This is a genomic window from Bradyrhizobium semiaridum, assembly GCF_020329505.1.
GTDB lineage: Bacteria > Pseudomonadota > Alphaproteobacteria > Rhizobiales > Xanthobacteraceae > Bradyrhizobium > Bradyrhizobium semiaridum.
Window position 1 is genome coordinate 57,358 of the sequence record NZ_JAGKJJ010000015.1, and the last position, 19,881, is coordinate 77,238.

A 19,881-nucleotide genomic window follows, 5' to 3' on the forward strand; every position below is an offset into this window, starting at 1 on the left:
TGTGCCGAATTTTCGCTACCGCGCTCTCACCCAGACCGGCGAAGTCGTCAACGGCACGATTTCGGCGCCGACCGCGGCCGAGGTGGCGCGGCGGATCGAATATCTGAAGCTGCTGCCGATCGAAACCGTCGAGGACAAGCGCGCCTCCAGCGCCGGCGGCGGCCGTAGCCCGTTCGGCGGACCGAGTTCCGCCGAGGTGACCATCTTCACCCGCGATCTTGCGCTGCTGCTCAAGGCGGGCGCGCGGCTCGACGACGCGCTCGAACTGTTGTCAGGCGATGCCGATGTCGGGCGGATGCGTCCGGTGGTCGCCAAGATCCGGGCCGCGCTGCTCACCGGCGAGAGCTTTGCCGATGCGGTGGCCGATCATCCGTCGCTGTTCCCGCCGATGTACGTTGCCCTGGTGCGGGTCGGCGAAATCTCCGGCACGCTCGATACCGTGCTCGAGATGCTCGGCATCGAGCGCGCGCGTTCCGAGGCGATGCGGCGCAAGCTGACCGACGCGATGCAGTATCCGGTCTTCGTGCTGATCGCGGCGACCGGCGTGATGCTGTTCTTCCTCCTGTTCGTGCTGCCGCAATTCTCTAGCGTGCTCGGAGATTTCGGCGGCAAGTCGGATACGGCGCTTGCCAGCTTCATCGCGGTGTCTGATTTCCTGCGCGCCAATGCGACGGTGGCCAGCCTGACGGCGGCGGGCATGATTGCCCTTGCGTGGTGGCTGCTGCGGCAGGCGCGGGTGCGCGCCGCCCTGGCCGATGCCATCTCGCGGATTCCCGGCATCCGCAACGGCTTTCAGTTCTATCGCGCCAGCCTGTTCTGCCGCAATCTCGGCGTCCTGCTCGGCAGCGGCGTCAATCTCACCGCGGCACTGCGCATCCTGGTCGACATCATGTCGGTGACCGGGAGCGAAGCGAACTGGGCCGCCGCGGCCGACCGCGTCCGCCACGGCGGGAAATTGTGCGACGCGCTCGCCGCCGCCGACAATCTTCCCGCGATGGCGGTCCGCATGCTGCGGCTGGGCGAGGAAACCGGGCAACTGCCGGCCCTGGCAGGGCGGGTCGCGGAATTCTACGAAGCAAAATTGCAGCGCACATTGGACCGGGTGGTCGGCATCGTCGGACCGCTGGCGATCATTACCATCAGCACCGTCGTCGGCGGCCTGATCGTGTCGGTCATGACGGCGCTGCTCTCGGTCACGCAGCTTGTCAATTAGAGCAGGGGTCTTCGATCATGACTTGGCGCAACACCACCGCTGGACTGTTTGCCACCCGCGCAAAACCCGATGCGCGAAGGCCGATCCGCTCCGGCCAGGAGGGCTTCACCCTGGTCGAAATGCTGGTGGTGATCGCGATCATCGGCCTCATCATGGGGCTGATCGGACCGCGCGTCCTCAACTATCTCAGCGAATCCAAGGTCAAGGCCGCGCGGATTCAGCTGCAGAGCTTCTCCAGCGCGCTCGACCTGTTCTATCTCGATGCCGGCCGCTTCCCGTCCTCCGCGGAAGGACTCGCGGCGCTGGTGCGGCGCACGCCGGGCGTTGCGGCATGGAACGGGCCGTATCTGAAGGGCGGCAACGTGCCGAACGATCCGTGGAGCCATCCTTACATCTATCGCTCGCCCGGCGAGCACGGCCCCTACGACATCATCTCCTACGGCGCCGACGGCCAGGAAGGCGGCAGCGGCACCTCCGCCGACATCTCGCTGGAGAAGGCGACGGCCGCCGTCAACGGGAGCGAATGACGGCAATGAATGACGCGGCACAGCGCGGCTTTACGATGCTCGAGATGGTGTGCGTGCTCGCCATCATCGCGTTGCTGGCTGCCGTGCTGCTGCCGTTCATTCCGCACCAGACGTCGCGGTCGCGGTTGCAGGCCTATGCGCTGCAAGCCGCGACGCTGCTGAAGGCCGATCGCAATGCCGCGATCGAACGCAGCAGCAGCATCGCGACACTGGTCGATGCATCGAGCCGCGTGATCCATTCCGGCTCGTCGCGCATGATGGTGCGAATTCCCGAGGATGTGCGATTCGATGCCGTGCTGCCGCAGACCTGCCGGCGCCAGGCCGCGCTCTCGACCATTCGCTTCTTCCCCAATGGCGGCTCCTGCGGCGGCTCGATCGCGCTGACGCGGCTCGATGCCGGGTACGAAGTCCGCGTCAACTGGCTTACCGGAAGGGTCGAAGTCGTTGCTCGCTCCATCGCCGCCAATTAACCGCCCCGAGGCGGGATTCACCATCATCGAGGTGCTGGTGGCACTGGCGCTGGTGGCTGTCTCTGTCGTCGCGATCGGTGCCGTCATGGCCGGCAAGGTGCGCGGGGTGCGGGCGCTGGAGCAGCACGTCGCCCTGATGCAGGCGGCGCGCACCTTGATGACGGTCGGCATCCCGCGGCGCGCCGAGCTGCAAAACGGCACGTCGACAGGGCAGGCGGAAGGCTATCGTTGGACCATCGACGTCAGCCCGCTCGGCAATGGCTGGGATGTGCCCGGCGCCAACGTGGCGTGGACGCCGGAGCTGGTGAGGATCCGCGTCAGATCCCCGAGCGGAGGGTTGTCGGATATCCGCACCGTGCGGTTGATGCCGAGGCCATCGGAATGACCCCGTCACATCGCACCTCGCGGGCCCATGAGCGCGGATTTACCCTGATCGAGACCATCGTCGCACTGGCGCTGATGGGTCTGCTGCTGTCGGCGCTCGCCAGCATCACCGCGGAATTCCTGCCGAGTTGGAACCGCGGCCTCGATCGCATCCAGCGCAGCGAATTGATCGGGATTGCGCTGGAGCGGATCGGTGCCGATCTCGCGGCGGCGGAATTCGTTCCCGCCAACCGCCAGACCCGGCAGCCGCTGTTCGACGGATCGGAATTGTCGGTCATGTTCGTGCGCACATCCGTGGGACCAAATGCGGGCCCCGGCCTCGACATCGTTCGTCTCGGCGAGATCAGGGATCGCGGCGAGTTCGTCACCGTGCGCTCGCAGGCGCGGTTCACCCCGCTCGCCGACGGCGTATCGCTGTCGGAGCAGGTGCATCTCGGCGGCCCGGTGGTGCTGCTGCGCGCGCCCTATCGCCTGTCGTTCGCCTATGCAGGTCCCGATCGGGTCTGGAAGAACGTATGGCGGGACGCCGATCGGCTGCCGGCCATGATCCGCCTGACGGTGCGTGACGCCGGCAGCCAGAAGGTCCTTTCGGTCTCGACCATCGCGCCGATCCATGTCCAGATTCCGAGCGACTGCACCAAGCCGGACGGCAATTGTGGCGACAAGGGCAACTCGGACAGCGCTGCCGATCCGGGGAAGACATGATGGGTGCGCCCGGCAACATCCGTCGATCTTCGGCCAACCGCGGCTTCGTTATCGTCGCGGTGCTGTGGATCCTGCTGGCGCTCTCGTCGCTGGCCATCATCTTCTCGGCCTATCTTTCCGCATCGGTCCGTGCGCTGGCGGCCAACGACATGGCGTTGCAGACCGAGGCGCTGGTCTCGGCCGGGCTGGAGCTCGCGGCCTATCAATTGGCGCTGTCGGACGAGAAGGCGCGACCGCCCCGCGGCGCGTTTCAGTTCCGGCTCGACGAGTCGAGCGTCGAGGTGACGTTCACCTCGGAAGCGGCCCGCATCGACCTCAACTACGCATCGAAGACCACGCTGGCCGGCCTGTTCACGGTGCTCGGCGCGCGCAAGGACGCCGCGACCGAGTATGCGGATCGGGTGGTCGGCTGGCGAACGCGGCCTACGCCGGGCAGCGAGAACGTGGAAGCCGCGCGTTACAACGCACTCGGCTATGTGCCGAGGCAAGCGCTCTTCACCCATGTCAACGAACTGGCGCTGGTGGCCGGCATGCCGGCCGCACTGGTCGACCGTGCCTTGCCGTTCGTCACTGTGTTCAACGGTTCGCCGGATGTCGATCCGGCGATCGCGGCACCGGAAGTCGTCGTCGCCACCGGCGGCTCATTGGGTGACCAGGATGGATTTGGCGGACGCGGCCTGTCGTCGAACGGCGGTTTCGGGACGCAAGCTCCGAACCCACAGAGCGCGGCGTCGACGGCGCAAAGCCCGTGCTACCGGGTCGCGCTGACGATCCGGTTCCGCAATGGCCGCCGCACCACGTCCGAAGCGGTGATCGCGCTCGGTGACAAGGTCGAGCCGTATCGTGTGCTGTCGTGGCAGGACGATGTCGAGCCGAGGGCTCCGGTCCTGCGTCGCGGGAGGGGTTGATGGCCTTGTTTGCTGAAGCGCGACAATGGTTCGAGCAGTGGATCGGTGCCGTTGCGATCGCGGTTGACGGTGCCGCGGGACGATTTGTGCGCAAGCGCACCGTCCAGCTCGATGAAAATGCCGACGGCAGTTTCGCCGCCAGCATCGCGGCGTCGAAGGATGGTCGTGCTCCGGCGGCGCTTTCGCTACGGCTGGACCACGATTCGCCGCAGCCGCCGGCGGACTGGAAGACCGCGTTCGACGGCAGCCGCATCGAGGTGCGCTTGCAATCCGCGTATGTCGTGAGCCGCTTGCTCGATTTTCCGAGCCAGGCGGCCGATTTCCTCGACGGCATGGTCCGTGCCCAGGTCGATCGCCTGACGCCTTGGACTGCGGCGGAGGCCGTGTTCGGCTGGGGATCGCCGCAGCCGGTCTCCAACGACCGCATCGAGGTTGCGTTCAGCGCCACCTCCGCGGCCAAGGTCGATCCGCTGCTGCGGTTGGCGAGGACGGTGGGGGCTGCGTCCATTGTGGTGTCGGCACCGGCGGTCGGCAGTGACGGCGCGCCGCTGCAGGTGACGCTGCTCGACCGGCAGCTGCGAGGTCTGGCCGGGCCGCAGGTTCCACGCCTGCTGCGCATCGGCCTGGTCTCGACCGGGATCGCGGCGGCGGCCGCGCTGCTGCTCAACATCTATCTCGGCGGATCGCTGCAATCCCAGCGGGAGGACCTGCAACGCCAGATCTCGCAGCGCCGCGCCGCGCTTCGCATCGGTGCCAATGGCGAAACCGGGATCGGGCTGCTGGCCAAGCGCAAGCAGACGACGCCATCGAGCGTCATGGTGCTGGAAGCTCTCTCGCGCGTGCTGCCGGATACGACCTACGTCACCGAATTGCGCATCGAGGGCAGCAAAGTGCAGGTGATCGGCATGACGCAGGACGCGCCGTCCCTGATCCGCTTGCTGGAACAGTCGCCCCAGTTCACGCGCGCGACCTTTTTCGCCCCGACCACGCGCGCGGCGAATGAATCGGCGGAACGTTTCCACGTCGAAGCCAATATCACCGCCTATTTCGGATCCGGCTCATGAGCACATGGTCCCGTTCGCTGACATCGATCAGCACCACGCCGCTGGTGGCGGCGACGAGCTATCTCGGCCTGGCTGCCCTGCTGCTGTTCGTGGTGGTGACCTCGCTCACCGAGATCGTCGGCCTGCGCGGCGAAGTGGCGGCGACCGCTGCGCTGCTCGCGCAATTGGAAGGCCGGCCGAAGGCGAGCGCGCCGCCGGGAGCGGCGGCGATGCCGGCCGGCTCGGCCTATCTCGAGGGCGCCACCGTCACGGTTGCCGGCGCCAACCTGCTGCAGCGCGTCTCGGAGGCGGTGATCAAGTTCGGCGGCAACGTGTTGTCGACCCAGCTCGACGTTCCCAACATGCCGGCCAAAGCCGGCTTCATCAGCATGGTCGCAAGCTGCGAGATCGAGCAGCCGCAATTGCAGCAGGTGCTTTACGATCTCGAGGCCGGCATGCCGTTCCTGTTCATCGATCAATTGGTGGTGCAGCCGCCGACCGAAGGCGCAGCCAGGGATGCCGACCCGGGAAAGGGAAAGATGCGCGTGCTGCTCGGTGTCTCCGGACAATGGCGAGGCGCCAAATGATGCGGTACGTCGCAGCGATCCTCGCGCTCTGGGCCGTGTCGGTGCATCCCGTGCCGGCTGCCGTCTCGGACGTATCCGGCGACGCACTCGATGCCGGGCTGGTCGACGATACCCGGCTGGGCGGGCGGGTGCTGAGTTCGCCGCCGCCTGCCGAGCCACCGGTGACTTCGGAACCCGTGACGTCGGTCCGGGCGCCACCGCCGCTGGCGGCACCGGTGGCCCGCCCTCTCAGCGACAATCCGCTATGGGGCATCCCGCTCAAGACACTGTCCAACACGCGCGACCGTCCGGTGTTTTCGCCGTCGCGTCGGCCGCCGCCGCCCGAAATCGTTGCCGAACCGGTCGTCGCCAAGCCATCGCCACCGCGCCAGGCCGAGGTCGAGCCGCCGCCGTTGTCGCTGGTCGGCACCATCGCGGGAGGCGATGAAAGCTTTGGGATTTTTCTCGATCAATCCACCAAGGCCCCGCTGCGGCTCCGGATCGGCGAAGATTTTCAGGGTTGGAAGCTGCGCACCATCAACGGGCGCGAAGTGACGATGGAGAAAGATCAGCAGGGTGCGTTGCTGGCGCTGCCGCAACCCGGCACGGAAGGCAGTGAGAATCAACTCTTGCCGGTGAGCTCGGAGCGAAGGCCCTTCATCGTACGCCACTAAAGCATGATCGGGTAAAGTGCGAAGCGTTTTCCGAAAAGATCATGCTCAAACAAAGGGCTAAAGCGCGATGACGATTCAACCAAATCTCATCGCGCTTTAGCGGCGGTTGCTAGTTGAGGCCGAGCCATTGTTGCAAGGCAGGCGTCAGCAGCAGCCCGAGCGCAAGGAACGGACCGAACGGCAGCGAGCTCTGGCGCTTCATCTCGTGGCCCGCGAGCATCAGGCAGCCGGCGACGCCCAGCGCTGCGAGCGCGGCGATCAAAAGCAAGGTCGGAACTCCGGCAAGGCCGACCCAGATCGCGGCGGCGGCGAGAAACTTGACGTCGCCAAGTCCGAGCCCTTCGACGTGGCGCACGCGGAAATACAGGCGCTGGAATAGCCAGAACAGCAGGCCGACCAGGCCAGCGACGCCTGTTGCGGTCAACACGGCCATCGCGCCGTCGTCGATGGCGACGCGGATGAGACCGAGGACCGCGATCGTGAGATTCAGCCGGTCGGGAATGATGCCGTGGCGAAGGTCGATCCACGCGACGGCGCAGCAGAGCACGACAAGCGTGCCGTAACTTGCGAGGAAATAGAGAGCTTCGCGATCGATATGCATGGTGGCGAGAGCGGTGAGGGGGGGCGCGGTCGCGTTGTTGCAACAACTTGCCCGTGTTGAACAGCAGATTTCTCAATCGACCGGCAGATCCGACCTTGCGAGAAGTTGATCGTCGACGACAATGTCGGCATAGCAAAGATGCGACAAAGCAGCGCGCCTGTCACAAATCCGCATAGGATACCGACAATAGTCCGCATCACTGCGAGCCGCGAGCCCTCGCGGCGGATGAGTGGGTTGACAATGTACAGGATGCGAGTGGCGACGTGCCTTGCTCTGCTGGCCGCGTTGGCTGGCGCACGCCCGGCGAATGCCGGCGCGCTGGAAGAGGGAGCCGAGCGCTATCGGCCGTATTTGATCGACGGGGTCGGCAGCGCGCTGGCAGGCGCGCGTGCTTTGCAGGAGCGCGCGGCGGCGGCGGATTTGGCCGGTGCGAAGAAAGCCTGGCTTTCGGCGCGCGCTGGTTGGGAGCGCTCGGAAGTTTTCACCACGGGTTTCGTCCCCGAGCTCGATGCGCAGATTGACGCCTGGCCGAACGCCGAGAGCGGATTCCACGCCATTGAGGCGAAGCTGTTCGGCGCGGGCACCACCGACGTCAACGCCGATGCGGTGGCGTTGGTCGGCCATCTGAGCGATCTCAATGGTCGGCTGAAGGACATCAAGCTGACACCACAGGGGCTGCTGGACGGCACCGTGCGGCTCGCCTACGAGGTCGGTGAGAGCAAGGCTGACGGCGGCGAGTCGCGGATCAGCGGTACGTCGCTCGACGACATGCGTAACAACATCGCCGGCATCGAGTTCGCCTACCACACGATCTTCTCGGCTGCGCTCAACACCGTCGACGGTAAGCTCGACGAGATGGTGACCAACCGGATCGAGCGCCTCCAGGCGATCGTCGCCACGCCCGATCTTCCGCATGTCGACATCGCCGATCTGCGCCGCACCAGCGAGGAGCTGGTGGTGGCGCTGCAGGGCGCGTCGGCGAAGCTCGGCCTGCAGCGGCCGACCCTGGAGGCGCAGGCGCGATGACTTCGCTTCGGTTGCGGCTGACCGCGCTCGCCTGCGGTTTGATGGCCGTTGCATTGCTCGGGCGTGCGGTGGCGTTTCCGGTCGACGGCAACAAGACCGTGTTGCCTGCCAGCACCGAGCTGAACGAGGATGCGCTCGACAAGCCGCGCGAGGTGTTCCGCTCCGAGATCACCGGCAGCAAATCCTATCTCGTGAATCTCGGCGATCTCGCCTTCAATTCGCCGGGGCTGCTCGGTGAGGTGGCGCGGCAGGCCGGCGTGAGCTGCGGCACCTGCCACGTCAACGGCGCCAACAACGCCAAGTTCTTCATGCCGAAGATGTCGAGTCGTCCCGGCACCTTCGACACCACCGGTCCGCTGTTCAATCCGAAGGCCGACAATCTGGTGCTCGATCCGGTGCGGATCCCGAGCCTGCGCGGCGCCCGCTATCTCGCGCCCTATGGGGCCGACGGCCGCTTCGCCTCGCTGCGCGACTTCGTCCACAATGTCATCACCAACGAGTTCGCAGGACCGGAGCCGTCCCCGACAACGCTCGACGCGATCGTGGCCTATATCCAGGACATTGACTTCCTGCCCAATCAGGACCTTGGTCCCGGCGGACGGCTGGTCGGCAAGATCAGCGAATCCGAGCGCCGCGGCGAGGCGCTGTTCGCAAAGCCGTTCCCGCATGATCCGGCGATGAGCTGCGCCGGCTGCCACGTTCCGTCGTCCGGCTTCGTCGATCATCAACAGCACGACATCGGCACCGGCGGCCTGTTCAAGACGCCGACCTTGCGCAACGCCGACTTCAACGCGCCCTATTTTCATGACGGCCGCTTCGACAATTTCGCTCAGGTGGTCGACTATTTCGACCGGACCTTCGATCTCGCGCTTTCGGCGCAGGACAAGCTTGACCTCGTCGCCTATCTGACTGCCGTCGGCGACGGCGCGCAGCCCTATGAACGCGACGGCGCCGGCGCGACGTTGAAGGAGATCAACGACTTCTCGACGGTGCTCGCGACCGCGATCCCGGCCGGCGACAAGGAGATCGTTGCGCTGGCGGTCGATACGATCGGACGCGAGCTGCGCGAGCTCACCGAGCAATATCCCGATCGCAAGAATACCAGCGTGTCAGGCGGCGAGCAGCAGCGCGTGGTTGCTCGCAACAGTCTCAAGGAACTGGTGCTGACGCTGCGGCGAATCGATATGGCGGTCGCAGCGGGACGCCACGCCGACGCGGCGACCGAATTCAGGAACTATCGCTATTTGATGGCGGCGGCTGTTCCGGCAGTGCTGGCGAGCGCCGAGCCGTGGTCGCTGTTCAATCAAGACGTTCACGATCAGCATTATGCCGCGCTTCGTCAGGTGATGCAGTCGAAGCATCTGCGGCATTGAGCGATTTGAGATAGACCAAATCATTTTTCATGTCGGTGTGTGCGGCAGCCATCGCTGCATCGACCGTGCGTTGAAGACGATTGCGATCGCTGGTTGAACAGCGGGCAGTCGTCTTGATGCATTGATCATTGCGGGTGCGCGTGTCTCGCAGAAAATTTTGAACAGTTCGAAATTTCCTCTGCGCTTTCATGCCAACGATACGCCTGCGTCATATTGTCGCACTAGGGAGAGAGTGTTGCTAACTGCAAACACCCGAGGTCGACAATGGCTTTCAACGATAAAAGGAACTGGCGAACCAGCACGGCGCTCTGCGTAGCGTCTACGGTGCTCGTCGCAACTGCAGCGTATGCCGCTCACTATCCGGGCGGTCATAGCGATTGGGACAACCGCTCCCATCACAAACATCAGGACAACGGCAACAACGCCAAGCACGAGCATCACGGCGATAGCGATCATGGCAACAACGGCCATGGCGACAAGGTGAAGACCGCCTCGCCGATCAAGCACGTCATCATCCTGATCGGCGAAAACCGCGGCCTTGACCACACGTTCGGCATCTACAAGCCGAAGGGCAAGGGCCAGACCATTTCCAACCTATTGTCGAAGGGCATCGTCAACGAGGATGGAACGCCGGGCCCGAACTTCGCGCAGGCGCAGCAGTTCTCGGTCGCCGCCCAGAACTCGTTCTACATCGGCGCGCCGCAGATCGCGAAGTCGCCCTACAGCGCGACCAATCAGATGCCGCAGCCGAACACTGCGGGCACCCCGACCGGACAAAGCGATACCTCGCCGCCGTTCAAGACGATCGCTGAGGCGAGCGTCGAGAAGGACATGGATCCGGCCGATCTCGACATCCTCACCACCGGTTTCAGCGGTCTGCCGACCAATGTGCTGGACTCCCGCGTTCCCGGCGCTGGCTCGCTGACCGGACCGTTCCCGCTGCAGGGCCAGCAGATCAGCGACGACGACTACACCGGCGACACCACGCACCGCTTCTATCAGGACTGGCAGCAGGAAGATTGCAGCGCCGCCAGTGCGAACAAGAACAACAATTCGGGCTGCCTGAACGATTTGTTCCCGTTCGTGATGGCGACCTATTCGGCGTCGAACAAGAGCATGGGTAACTCGATGGGCTTCTACAATGCCCAGCAGGGTCAGGCTCCGGTGCTGAAGATGCTGGCCGACCGCTTCACGCTGGGCGACAACTTCCATCAGTCGTTCCACGGCGGCACCGGCGCCAACCACTTCATGCTCGGTACCGGCGATGCTGGCTTCTGGAGCGACGGCAACGGCAACCCGGCCACGCCGCCGGCTACCGCGATCGCCAATCCGAACCCCGTCGCAGGCACGGTCAACCGCTACACTGTCGACGGCAACTTCACCGATTGCTCCGACGTGTCCCATCCCGGCGTGAAGCCGATCGTGACCTATCTCAACAGCCTGCCGTACGCGGCGGAGCCGAACTGCAAGCCCAACCACTACTACATGCTCAACAACGTCAACCCCGGCTATCTGCCGAACGGTGCGCTGTCGGGCGGCAACAATCTTCCGCCGTCGCCGGTTCGCACCATCGGCGACGCGCTGATCGAGAAGAACATCTCGTGGGCGTATTATGGCGGTGCGTATAACGATGCCGTTGCGCTTTCCAACGCTGCGGTGGCCGCCAACCCGTCGAAGCCCGACCTCAATGCTGCCGCGCTGGCCGATCCGGCCCACGCACTCGGGGTCGCCTACTGCCAGATCTGCAATCCGTTCCAGTATGCGACCTCGATCATGGCAAACCCGGCCGTGCGCCAGGCCCATATCAAGGATACTGCCGATCTGATCACGGCAATCCAGAACAACACGCTGCCCGCGGTGTCGTTCGGCAAGCCGGATGGTCTGCTCGACGGTCACCCGCAGAGCTCGAAGGTCGATCTGTTCGAGGCCTACGCCCTGAACGTGCTCAACGCGCTGGACAACAATCCGGAGCTGAAGGCCGAGACCGCGGTGTTCATCACCTGGGACGAAGCCGGCGGTTACTGGGATTCCGGCTACATCCAGTCGATCGACTATTTCGGCGACGGGCCGCGCATGCCGATCCTGATCCTCTCGCCCTATTCGACGGGCGGCAAGATCTATCACAACTACGGCGACCACGTTTCGCTGTTGAAGTTCATCGAGCGCAACTGGGGCCTGCAGCCGCTCACGGTCCGCAGCCGCGACAACCTGCCGAACCCGACCTACTCGAAACAAAACGCGTATGTGCCGACCAACAGTCCGGCGCTGTCCGACCTGTTCGACGCGTTCGACTTCAGCAAGCCGGTGACGCTGTCCTACACCGAGTGATGACCGCACAATCGTCCAGGACGTGATCCCATCCACGACCAGCGCCGGCCGAACCATGGTTCGGCCGGCGCTGCCATATTGATGGTTCGCAATGAGGCAAGATGACATGATGGTTTTTGGGCGCAGGACGATCGTGACCCGGCTGGCTGCAGCGGCAAGTATCGCGCTTGCAGCGGCATCGGCGGCTGCGCAGCAATTCTCGGCCGATCTCGTCAGAACAGGCGGCGGAGCGACGGCGGCGGGACACCTGCGCGTATCGGGCGAGAAAGCGCGGATCGAAGCGCCGGCCGTTCCCGACGGCTTCTTTCTGGTCGATGCGACGAAGCCGACGGCTTATTTCGTTCGTCCGCAGGCGCGGGTGTTCATGGATTCGCGGCAGTCGAGCCCGCTCACCCGGACATTCGTCACGGTCGATCCCGACGATCCCTGCCGGCAATGGCTGATGATGGCGCAACTCGCCGCGGAGAAGCAGCCGGAAACCTGGCGCTGCGGGCGCGACGGCGAGGAGATGATCGGCGGCCGCAACACCGAAGTCTATCGGGTCGAGGCGGGATCAGGCCTCGGTTTCGTCGGCTGGGTCGATCGCGAACGCCGGTTTCCGCTCCGGATCAAGACCGCCGATGGGGTGATGATATCGGCCGATCACGTCCGCGACGAGCCTCAGCCGGCGCAATCCTTCGAGATACCGGCCGGCGCCAGAAAATTCGATCCGCAGGCGCTGATCCGCCGGATTCAGCAGAGCGATGTGAGGGTCGCGCCACCGGCCGCAGAATGAGCCGGCGGCCTGCCGGCGGGTGTCACTGCGATTGCTGGCTCGTCGTCAGCAGCATCCGGCCGAGGGCGTTATAGTGCCGCTCGTGCACGTCGTTGTTGAACAGCGACCATGGCTCGGCCTTTTTCAGCGCGATCGGAATATCGAAGCTGATGAGCTTGGAGAAGTTGTTGTACTCCGCCGTCGCCTCGTCGATGCGGCCGGCGCCGACGGCGAGGTCGATCCGGCGCAGGCTGAGCACGAGGTCCTTGAGGGCGGCGCGGGCCGCAAGCCGCTCGTCCCGTCCGCCGAGCGCGATATTCCTGATGTCGGGTATGCGCTCGGTGATTTCGCGCAGTTCGGCGCCGACGCCGGTGACGGCCAGCGACACCACGGCCTTGTCGGCGGCGGGGATCGCGATGTCGAGCACGCTCGACAGTTCCTGCACTTCCTTCATTCGGATCATGACGCCGTCCTTGCCGAACGGGCGGTCGGCGTCGCCGACGGCGTTCAGATAGGCGACCAGATCCTGTGTATCCTGCGGCGAGAGGTTGAGCTCGAACAGGCGGTCGAAATGGTCCACCACCTGCTCGTAACTGTCATATCGCCCGTCGTGGAAATAGGGCCCGTTGAAATTCGCGTTCAGCAGCGTAGGCGTCTTGACCAGCCCGCCCGAGCCGACGTCGTGCCGCACCTGATCGTTGAACGTTCCGGTGGGGATATGACAGGTGCCGCAGCTGAGTTGGGGCTGGTGCGGGAACGGCTTGAGGAACAGCTTTTCGCCGCGCCGCTCGGAATCGCTTGCCGCGTCGGCCAGCCGGCCGCCGGGCGTGATGCGCGGATTGGGCAGGAAATCGATGTCGTTGACATAGGCAACGAGGGCGTCGAGGATTTCGTCCGACGGCCGCGGTCCGGAAAATTCGTTGACGATGACATTATATACGAAGTCGCGCAGCGAGCCGATGCGACCGTCATGTCCGTACGGCGCCAGGAAACGGGCGCCGCGCAGGCTGGGGATCCGGACCGGATCGAGGATGCTGTTGAAGGTCTTGTGATTGAAGGCGAGGCTGGTGGTGTCGAAGGTGCCGGGGCGCGAGGAGGCGCCGGGCACGAACAGCTTTGCGTTCGAAGCGCCGTTGACGTGGCAGGTGCCGCAGCTCATTTCGGCCTGCCGGGCCTTGCCGCCCAGGATAGACGGCGAGTTGAAGGCGAGATCGCCGAGATTGACCATGTAGGACTTGCGGCCGCCGATCGCCTCCGAATGGAACAGCTCGCGCGGACGTGCCAGCGCATCTTCCGCGAACTCCGTGCCGGCCGGCAGCACGGTCTGGTCGCCGCCCAGCGGAAATGCAGCGACGGGCAGCGGCAGCAGCGTCACCGCGAGCGCTGTCAACGCGATTGCGATCGGCCTTACGGCGCGTTCCGCAGCAACTCTGCGACGTCCGCCGAATCCGCACGCAAGGAAATGCCGAGCCATCACGAGAAAATGCCCCCTGGAAACAAGCAATAATTGCGCAATCGCGGACGGAAGATGTCACGCAGATGACAGTTTCTCGTCGGCGGGATCACCGACAGCCCGTCTGGATAGACGAATGTTGTTTGCAGTTTGATGACGCCGGGGCACGAAGCGCAATGAATGTTGCGCGCGAATGAAAACATGTGATCGGGTGACAGCATGTCGCACATCGGTCATCGCAGCGAAATGTGTCTTGCGTAGCGTCAGACACATTCGTTCATCTTTCTAATCAGGAGAACATGATGCGGCTTTGGGGAGCCATTCCGGCGCTCGCAATTGTTGCTGGCGCTGCTGCCGTCTCGCCGTCGGCGAATGCTGAAAACATCGTCGACAAGATCATCGATCAGTTCAAGAACGAGGTCAAAGACGAGCTCAATGAGCTGAAGCACGGCGACCGCGATCATGACGGTGCCAAGCATTACAAGCACATCGTCATCATTTATCAGGAGAACCACAGCTTCGATAACCTCTACGGTCATTGGGGCGACGTGGGCCGCGACCGGATCAACGGCACCTCCGATGCCGATCCGTCGCACACCCTGCAGGTCCGCCAGGACAATCAGACGGTGTTCGGCTGCCTGCTGCAGAACGACGTCAACCTGACCTCGCCGTCGCCGCTGGCCACCAGCTGCACCGATACCACCGGTTCGGTGGCGATCCTCAGCGCGTTCAAGAACAAGCCGTTCGAGATCAACGCCTTCATCCCGACCTCGGCGACCACCTGTCCGAAGCCGCTCGGCACCTTTGCCGCCCACGGCTTCCTCAACGGCACCGGCGCGCCCGGCGGCTGCACCGAGGACATCGTGCACCGCTTCTACAGCGAACAGTACCAGATCAACGGCGGCCGGCAGAACCGCTACATGGTCGGCAGCGATGCCTCGGGTCTGGTGATGGGTTACTACGACACCAAGAAGCTGCCGATCTACACCTATCTCCACAGTCGCGGCGCGCCGAACTACGTCATCGCCGACAGCTTCTTCCAGGCTGCCTTCGGTGGCTCGTTCCTGAACCACCAGTTCTTCGTCGCGGCGGCCGCGCCGCAGTTCGCCGGCGCACCGAACGACGGCAGCGCCAACGACCTGCACTCGATCGTCGATGCCAACGGCATGCCGACCAGCACGCCGCTTTATACGCCGACCTCGACGGTGAAGGACGCACAGCTGACCGCCAAGTGCAACCAGGCCGGTCTACCTGCCGGGCTCGCTTGCGGCGACTACGCGGTCAACACCACGCAGCCGTTCTATCAGCCCTATTCGCCGGGGACGGCTGAAGCCCGCCGCCTGCCGCCGCTCAAGACGCCGAACATCGGCGACCGGCTCTCGGCCAAGAATATCGACTGGGCCTGGTATTCGGGCGGCTGGTCGAACGCCAATGGTGACATCGGCGCCTCCGGCTGGACCAACGGCACTGGCACCACCTGCGCCGATCCGAACCATCTCTCCACGGCGGTGTTCCCGAACTGCCCCGACGTGACCTTCCAGTTCCACCACCAGGCGCTCAACTACTTCGCTGCTTATGCGCCCGGCACCAAGGCCCGCAAGGACCATCTGAAGGACGAGGCGGAGTTCATCCAGGCCGCCAAGAACGGCACGCTGAAGCAGGTCAGCTTCATCAAGCCGATCGGCGAGGAGAACGAGCATCCCGGCTATACCAGCGAGTCCGAAGGCAGCCAGCATCTGGTCGACCTGATCAAGGCGATCACCGAAGGTCCGGACGGCAAGGACACGCTGATCATCATCACCTATGACGAGTTCGGCGGGCAGTGGGATCACGTGCCGCCCCCGCCGCACAACCGTCGTGGTGCCGACGCCAGGGCTGCGGATCAGTGGGGGCCGGGCACGCGCATTCCAGCGATCCTGATCTCCAAGCGCTTCGACCGCTCGGGTGTCGCACATGAGGACTTCGACACGACCTCGATCCTCAAGCTGCTCGAGAAGCGCTTCGATCTCGAGCCGCTGGTGACGCGTCCGGTGCGCAATCTCGCGGTGGCGCTGAAGGCCGCCGAGGGCCACGGCCACGGCGGACACTGACCACGTAATCGCAACCGGGCCCGCATCACGTCGTGATGCGGGTCCGGTGATTCTGGCGACCACATACTGCGGTTACTGCTCAGCTCTGGGTATCCTGGCTAGCATCGGCACCGGTCTCCCTCAGTACAATCTCGTCCGATACGCCTCTTCCATCACTTTTTCCGCGGTCTCGACCTCGATCGCGGCGGTCTGCTCGGCGATGATCCGCCCGAGCGTCGGGAAGCTGCTGCGCTCGACCTGCGCGGCGGGACTCCACAGCTTTGAGCGCATCAGCGCCTTGCCGCAATGGAAGTAGGCCTCCTCGACATGCACTTTGAGGCCGATCACCGGCGTGACGTTCTGCACGGTTAGCGGCGTCAGCAGATCCGGTTCCTGGGAGACCTCGGCGCGTCCGTTGACCCGCAGCGTCTCGTTGATGCCGGGCACCAGGAAGATCAGGCCGATCCCGGGTGAGGCCAGGATGTTGCCGAACGTATCGACCCGGTTGTTGCCGCGGCGGTCCGGGATCAGCAGCGTCCTGTCGTCGATCACGGCGACGAAGCCGGGCGCATCGCCGCGCGGGCTGGCGTCGGCATGGCCGTTGCCGTCGCTCGAGGCGACGATGAGGAACGGCGACAGCGCGATGAAGTCGCGGCAGAACTTGTCGAGATGATGGAGCACCTTCTTCTCGGCGAGCGGACTCACCTGCCCGAAATGGGTACGAAGATCCTCCTGTGACTTGACCTCCGGCTTGCCGCCTGCGCCCTGGCTGTCCATCACGAAACTCCCTTTCTTGGCTCCATGCTTGGGCTCCACCCTATCAGAAAGCCGCCCGGCAGGCGCCGTGCACGGGGACGCATGACCGGGGCGGCCATTTGCGCACAGCCATTGCGCAAAGCCCTGGAATTATCCGACCGGATGGTCAATAAATGAGCGGGGCAGGGCTGTCGGTGCCCGGCGTTTGCGTTATTGACTTGAATCCCGAAACGACGGCCGCACGGCCGGCTGGTGGAACACGACATGGCCCGATCGCGCGCCAAGGACTATGACGACAAGCGGCTCGCCATCCTGCGCCGCTCGGCCGAGCTGTTCGCCGCCGCGGGATATGTCGGTACCTCGATGAACACCATCGCGGACGCCTGCCGGGTCTCGAAGGCGCTGCTCTATCACTATTATCCCGACAAGGAAGCTATCCTCTTCGATATCCTCTCGTCGCATCTGCAGCGGCTGGTCGCGGCGATCGAGGAGATGAGCGCCTCGGCCGCGGAGCCCGTGGAACGCCTGCGCGCGATCGTCGGCACGCTGCTCGAGCTTTACCGGCATGCCGACGCCGAGCATCAGGTGCAGATCGCGAGCCTCAAGTTGCTGCCGAAGGACAAGCAGCAGCCGCTGCTCGCCAGCGAGCGGATCCTGGTCGAGATCATGTCGGATGCGCTGGCCGCGGTTGTGCCGGCGGCGAAGCAGAAGCGTGTGCTCAAGCCGCTGACGATGAGCGTCTTCGGCATGCTGAACTGGCACTACATGTGGTTCCGCGAGGGCGGGCTGATGACCCGTTCCGACTATGCTGATTTCGTCGTGCAGCTGGTGCTGGCCGGCGCCGAGGAAGCGGCCGCGGCCGTCAGCCGGCCGCGCGGCAAGGCGAAGCCGGCGAGCCGGAGCCGCCAGGCCGCGCTGGTCTAACGCGCGCGGCTCACGTCCGCATCGCGTTCATCGTCAGCAGCTCGTAGGTCGCCGCGGTCTCGCCGGTGCCGGTGGTGATCTCGACGTCCCACCGCACCTCGCCATATTGCTTGTTGCGCGGCGTCTTCTCCTTTGCGGTCAGCCGCACCTGGATGCTCTCTCCCGGCTGCACCGGTTTGACGAAGCGAAGCGAGTCCAATCCGTAGTTCGCAAGCACCGGACCGTAGTCGGGATCGACGAACCGATCTCGAGATCGTCGTAGTGATAGCGGAACGGATGCAGCTCGCCGTCGAGCACCGGGCTGCCCTTGAACCAGCGGCCGGTGACCCCGCTCAGCATGCGCGGCGAACCCTGCAGCGCGGTGCGCTGCATGTAATGCTGCAGGCTGCGCACGCCGCCCAGTTCCTCGCCGCCGCCGGCGCGGCCGGGGCCGCCATGCAGCATCTGCGGCATCGGCGAGCCGTGGCCGGTATGCTCGCTCGCGCAGTCGCGGTCGATGATGGCGACGCGGCCATGGAAGCTGCCGATGCCGAACGCGAGCTCGGTCGCGGCCGCGATGTCGTGCGAATAGATCGACGCGACGAGGCTGCCGCCGCCGCGATTGGTCAGCGCGATGGCTTGCTCCAGACCGTCGTAGCCCATCACGGTGCTGACCGGGCCGAACGCCTCGATCTCGTGCACCGCGGTTGCGGCCATCGGCTTCGCGCAATGCAGCAGCAGCGGCGGCACGAATGCGCCGCGCCTGGCGTCGGCATCGACCAGCGCGAAATTGTCGGGATCGCCGGCGACCAACTCGGCCTCGCTGCGCAGCTTCGCCACATGCGCCAGCACGTCGCTGCGCTGGCCGAGGCCCACCAGCGGTCCCATCCTGACCTTGTCGCTCTCGGGGTTGCCGACCGCGACCTTGCCGAGCCGCTCGCGCAGCGCCGTGATCACGGCATCAACCTGAGCCGCCGGCGCCAGAGCGCGGCGGATCGCGGTGCATTTCTGCCCGGCCTTCACCGTCATCTCCTTCGCCACCTCCTTGATGAAGAGGTCGAACTCCGGGCTGCCCGGCACAGCGTCCGGCGCGAGGATCGCGGCGTTGAGCGAATCCCGTTCGGCGATGAATCTGACAGCGTCGCGCGCGATTGCCGGATGCCGCTGTAGCTTCTGCGATGTATCGGCCGATCCGGTGAAGGACACGACGTCCTGGCAGGTGAGATGGTCGAACAGATCGCCGGTCGATCCGACGATGAATTGCAGCGCGCCCTCGGGCAGCACCTTGGACTCGGTGATGATCCGTACCAGCTCATAGGCCACATAGGACGTGATGGTCGCGGGCTTGGTGACGACGGGAACGCCGGCCAGCAGCGCCGGCGCCAGCTTCTCCAGCATGCCCCAGCACGGGAAATTGAAGGCGTTGATGTGCACCGCGACGCCGCGCAGCGAGGTCACGACATGCTGGCCGGCGAACGCGCCGCCCTTGGACAGGCCCTCGACGGCGCCGTCGAGCAGAAATTTGGTGTTCGGCAGCTCGCGGCGTCCCTTGCCGGCATAGCTGAACAGCGTGCCGATGCCGCCGTCGACGTCGATCATCGCGTCGGTGCGGGTGCAGCCGGCGTGGAACGAGAGCCGATAGAGCCGGTCCTTGTGCTGAGACAGATAGTCGGCCAGCGCCTTCAACAGGCCGGCGCGCTGGTGGAACGTCAGCTTGCGCAGATTGCCGCCGCCGACCGCGCGGCCATAGGCGAGGATCTCGCGCATCTCGAGATCGCTCCTGGTCGCGAGCGCGACCACGTCGCCGGTCACGGCACTGTGAATCTCAGCGGCGGGTTCGCCAGAACCCGTCCATTGTCCGCGGACGAAGCTGTCGAGTCTCATGACGTCTTGAGGCTGTGCCATCGAAGTCTCACCTGAGATCTGTGATCAATGATTGAGTCCGGCATGGCCGGCGGAACGTTCAATTCGGCGGCTCAAGCATCTCCGCTGAACTGCGGAGCGCGCGTCTACCTTCCGTTGCGGCTTCTACGACCGAGGTCGTACCGAATTACTATTAACCAACCGGACGGTCAATTATAATAACCGATCCCGCCGGAACGAGAATGCGATGCGCCGGCGATCCCGC

Annotated in this window: 20 protein-coding genes; 15 read left to right on the plus strand and 5 right to left on the minus strand. The window is 64.8% G+C overall.

The genetic code is table 11. The annotated features are described in order from the left end of the window. The first annotated feature begins 1 nt into the window (after window position 1). The 9 genes from J6500_RS18415 (at window position 2) to J6500_RS18455 (ending at window position 6,490) form a co-directional block, all read left to right on the plus strand. Complete coding sequence (locus J6500_RS18415; protein WP_225714107.1) at window positions 2-1,213, plus strand: type II secretion system F family protein; 1,212 nt, start codon at window positions 2-4, stop codon at window positions 1,211-1,213. Between the two features lie 17 nt (window positions 1,214-1,230). Continuing rightward, a complete protein-coding gene (gene gspG, locus J6500_RS18420) occupies window positions 1,231-1,740 on the plus strand; it encodes a type II secretion system major pseudopilin GspG (protein ID WP_225714108.1) in 510 nt (169 codons plus the stop codon). A 5-nt stretch (window positions 1,741-1,745) separates the two neighbouring features. After that, window positions 1,746-2,210: a type II secretion system protein gene (locus J6500_RS18425; protein ID WP_225714109.1), complete on the plus strand. Its 465-nt coding sequence runs from the start codon at window positions 1,746-1,748 to the stop codon at window positions 2,208-2,210. Further along, window positions 2,185-2,595, plus strand: coding sequence for a prepilin-type N-terminal cleavage/methylation domain-containing protein (locus J6500_RS18430; RefSeq protein ID WP_225714110.1), 411 nt, complete (start codon window positions 2,185-2,187; stop codon window positions 2,593-2,595). The genes J6500_RS18425 and J6500_RS18430 overlap by 26 nt, the downstream gene beginning before the upstream one ends. Continuing rightward, window positions 2,592-3,299: a PulJ/GspJ family protein gene (locus J6500_RS18435; protein ID WP_225714111.1), complete on the plus strand. Its 708-nt coding sequence runs from the start codon at window positions 2,592-2,594 to the stop codon at window positions 3,297-3,299. The genes J6500_RS18430 and J6500_RS18435 overlap by 4 nt, the downstream gene beginning before the upstream one ends. Then, on the plus strand, window positions 3,299-4,207 hold the full coding sequence (locus J6500_RS18440; RefSeq protein ID WP_225714112.1) for a type II secretion system minor pseudopilin: 909 nt from the start codon (window positions 3,299-3,301) through the stop codon (window positions 4,205-4,207). Before J6500_RS18435 ends, J6500_RS18440 begins: the two co-directional genes overlap by 1 nt. Window positions 4,208-4,293: 86 nt before the next feature. Continuing rightward, the gene (locus tag J6500_RS18445) at window positions 4,294-5,271 is read left to right on the plus strand and encodes a PilN domain-containing protein (RefSeq protein WP_225714113.1); all 978 of its coding nucleotides are present in this window, start codon (window positions 4,294-4,296) and stop codon (window positions 5,269-5,271) included. Then, complete coding sequence (gene gspM, locus J6500_RS18450; protein ID WP_225714114.1) at window positions 5,268-5,837, plus strand: type II secretion system protein GspM; 570 nt, start codon at window positions 5,268-5,270, stop codon at window positions 5,835-5,837. Before J6500_RS18445 ends, gspM begins: the two co-directional genes overlap by 4 nt. Next, entirely contained in the window at window positions 5,834-6,490 is a 657-nt protein-coding gene (locus J6500_RS18455; protein WP_225714115.1) for a hypothetical protein, read from the plus strand. Before gspM ends, J6500_RS18455 begins: the two co-directional genes overlap by 4 nt. Window positions 6,491-6,599: 109 nt before the next feature. Here the strand turns inward: J6500_RS18455 and J6500_RS18460 are convergent, their stop codons facing one another. After that, window positions 6,600-7,091, minus strand: coding sequence for a prepilin peptidase (locus tag J6500_RS18460; protein WP_225714116.1), 492 nt, complete (start codon window positions 7,089-7,091; stop codon window positions 6,600-6,602). Between the two features lie 105 nt (window positions 7,092-7,196). Here J6500_RS18460 and J6500_RS18465 point away from each other — a divergent pair, with 105 nt between their 5' ends. The 4 genes from J6500_RS18465 to J6500_RS18480 all read left to right on the plus strand — a co-directional run bounded on the left by J6500_RS18465 (window position 7,197) and on the right by J6500_RS18480 (window position 12,593). After that, window positions 7,197-8,117 carry an EfeM/EfeO family lipoprotein gene (locus J6500_RS18465; protein ID WP_225714117.1) on the plus strand — a complete coding sequence of 307 codons (921 nt, stop codon included), beginning with the start codon at window positions 7,197-7,199 and terminating at the stop codon, window positions 8,115-8,117. Then, window positions 8,114-9,490, plus strand: a complete 1,377-nt coding sequence (locus J6500_RS18470) for a cytochrome c peroxidase (RefSeq protein ID WP_225714118.1) — start codon at window positions 8,114-8,116, stop codon at window positions 9,488-9,490. Before J6500_RS18465 ends, J6500_RS18470 begins: the two co-directional genes overlap by 4 nt. Before the next feature lie 264 nt (window positions 9,491-9,754). Beyond that, window positions 9,755-11,818, plus strand: a complete 2,064-nt coding sequence (locus J6500_RS18475) for an alkaline phosphatase family protein (protein ID WP_225714119.1) — start codon at window positions 9,755-9,757, stop codon at window positions 11,816-11,818. A gap of 106 nt (window positions 11,819-11,924) precedes the next feature. Continuing rightward, window positions 11,925-12,593 (plus strand): hypothetical protein, encoded by a 669-nt coding sequence (locus tag J6500_RS18480; protein WP_225714120.1) that lies wholly within the window; start codon window positions 11,925-11,927, stop codon window positions 12,591-12,593. Between the two features lie 22 nt (window positions 12,594-12,615). Here J6500_RS18480 and J6500_RS18485 read toward each other — a convergent pair whose 3' ends face one another. Next, window positions 12,616-13,962, minus strand: a complete 1,347-nt coding sequence (locus tag J6500_RS18485) for a cytochrome c peroxidase (RefSeq protein WP_225714121.1) — start codon at window positions 13,960-13,962, stop codon at window positions 12,616-12,618. A 365-nt stretch (window positions 13,963-14,327) separates the two neighbouring features. Here J6500_RS18485 and J6500_RS18490 point away from each other — a divergent pair, with 365 nt between their 5' ends. After that, complete coding sequence (locus J6500_RS18490) at window positions 14,328-16,115, plus strand: alkaline phosphatase family protein (protein ID WP_225714122.1); 1,788 nt, start codon at window positions 14,328-14,330, stop codon at window positions 16,113-16,115. 120 nt (window positions 16,116-16,235) lie between these two features. On the opposite strand, the gene J6500_RS18495 is transcribed toward J6500_RS18490, so the two are convergent. Further along, window positions 16,236-16,871 (minus strand): pyridoxamine 5'-phosphate oxidase family protein, encoded by a 636-nt coding sequence (locus J6500_RS18495; RefSeq protein ID WP_225714123.1) that lies wholly within the window; start codon window positions 16,869-16,871, stop codon window positions 16,236-16,238. Window positions 16,872-17,114: 243 nt separating this feature from the next. On the opposite strand from J6500_RS18495, the gene J6500_RS18500 reads away from it, so the two are divergent. Then, window positions 17,115-17,774, plus strand: a complete 660-nt coding sequence (locus J6500_RS18500; protein WP_225714124.1) for a TetR/AcrR family transcriptional regulator — start codon at window positions 17,115-17,117, stop codon at window positions 17,772-17,774. A gap of 10 nt (window positions 17,775-17,784) precedes the next feature. On the opposite strand, the gene J6500_RS18505 is transcribed toward J6500_RS18500, so the two are convergent. Both J6500_RS18505 and paaZ read right to left on the minus strand, forming a co-directional pair. Then, on the minus strand, window positions 17,785-17,922 hold the full coding sequence (locus J6500_RS18505) for a hotdog family protein (protein WP_312018224.1): 138 nt from the start codon (window positions 17,920-17,922) through the stop codon (window positions 17,785-17,787). Continuing rightward, window positions 17,913-19,658 carry a phenylacetic acid degradation bifunctional protein PaaZ gene (gene paaZ, locus J6500_RS18510; RefSeq protein WP_225714126.1) on the minus strand — a complete coding sequence of 582 codons (1,746 nt, stop codon included), beginning with the start codon at window positions 19,656-19,658 and terminating at the stop codon, window positions 17,913-17,915. The genes J6500_RS18505 and paaZ overlap by 10 nt, the downstream gene beginning before the upstream one ends. Window positions 19,659-19,881 lie beyond the last annotated feature (223 nt).

Bases quoted from the DNA above. Each gene is read 5' to 3' on its own strand.
- gspG (WP_225714108.1), top strand. From the start codon at position 1,231: ATGACTTGGCGCAACACCACCGCTGGACTGTTTGCCACCCGCGCAAAA.
- J6500_RS18425 (WP_225714109.1), top strand. From the start codon at position 1,746: ATGAATGACGCGGCACAGCGCGGCTTTACGATGCTCGAGATGGTGTGC.
- J6500_RS18435 (WP_225714111.1), top strand. From the start codon at position 2,592: ATGACCCCGTCACATCGCACCTCGCGGGCCCATGAGCGCGGATTTACC.
- J6500_RS18440 (WP_225714112.1), top strand. From the start codon at position 3,299: ATGGGTGCGCCCGGCAACATCCGTCGATCTTCGGCCAACCGCGGCTTC.
- gspM (WP_225714114.1), top strand. From the start codon at position 5,268: ATGAGCACATGGTCCCGTTCGCTGACATCGATCAGCACCACGCCGCTG.
- J6500_RS18455 (WP_225714115.1), top strand. From the start codon at position 5,834: ATGATGCGGTACGTCGCAGCGATCCTCGCGCTCTGGGCCGTGTCGGTG.
- J6500_RS18460 (WP_225714116.1), bottom strand. From the start codon at position 7,091: ATGCATATCGATCGCGAAGCTCTCTATTTCCTCGCAAGTTACGGCACG.
- J6500_RS18470 (WP_225714118.1), top strand. From the start codon at position 8,114: ATGACTTCGCTTCGGTTGCGGCTGACCGCGCTCGCCTGCGGTTTGATG.
- J6500_RS18475 (WP_225714119.1), top strand. From the start codon at position 9,755: ATGGCTTTCAACGATAAAAGGAACTGGCGAACCAGCACGGCGCTCTGC.
- J6500_RS18480 (WP_225714120.1), top strand. From the start codon at position 11,925: ATGATGGTTTTTGGGCGCAGGACGATCGTGACCCGGCTGGCTGCAGCG.
- J6500_RS18490 (WP_225714122.1), top strand. From the start codon at position 14,328: ATGCGGCTTTGGGGAGCCATTCCGGCGCTCGCAATTGTTGCTGGCGCT.
- J6500_RS18495 (WP_225714123.1), bottom strand. From the start codon at position 16,871: ATGGACAGCCAGGGCGCAGGCGGCAAGCCGGAGGTCAAGTCACAGGAG.
- J6500_RS18500 (WP_225714124.1), top strand. From the start codon at position 17,115: ATGGCCCGATCGCGCGCCAAGGACTATGACGACAAGCGGCTCGCCATC.
- paaZ (WP_225714126.1), bottom strand. From the start codon at position 19,658: ATGGCACAGCCTCAAGACGTCATGAGACTCGACAGCTTCGTCCGCGGA.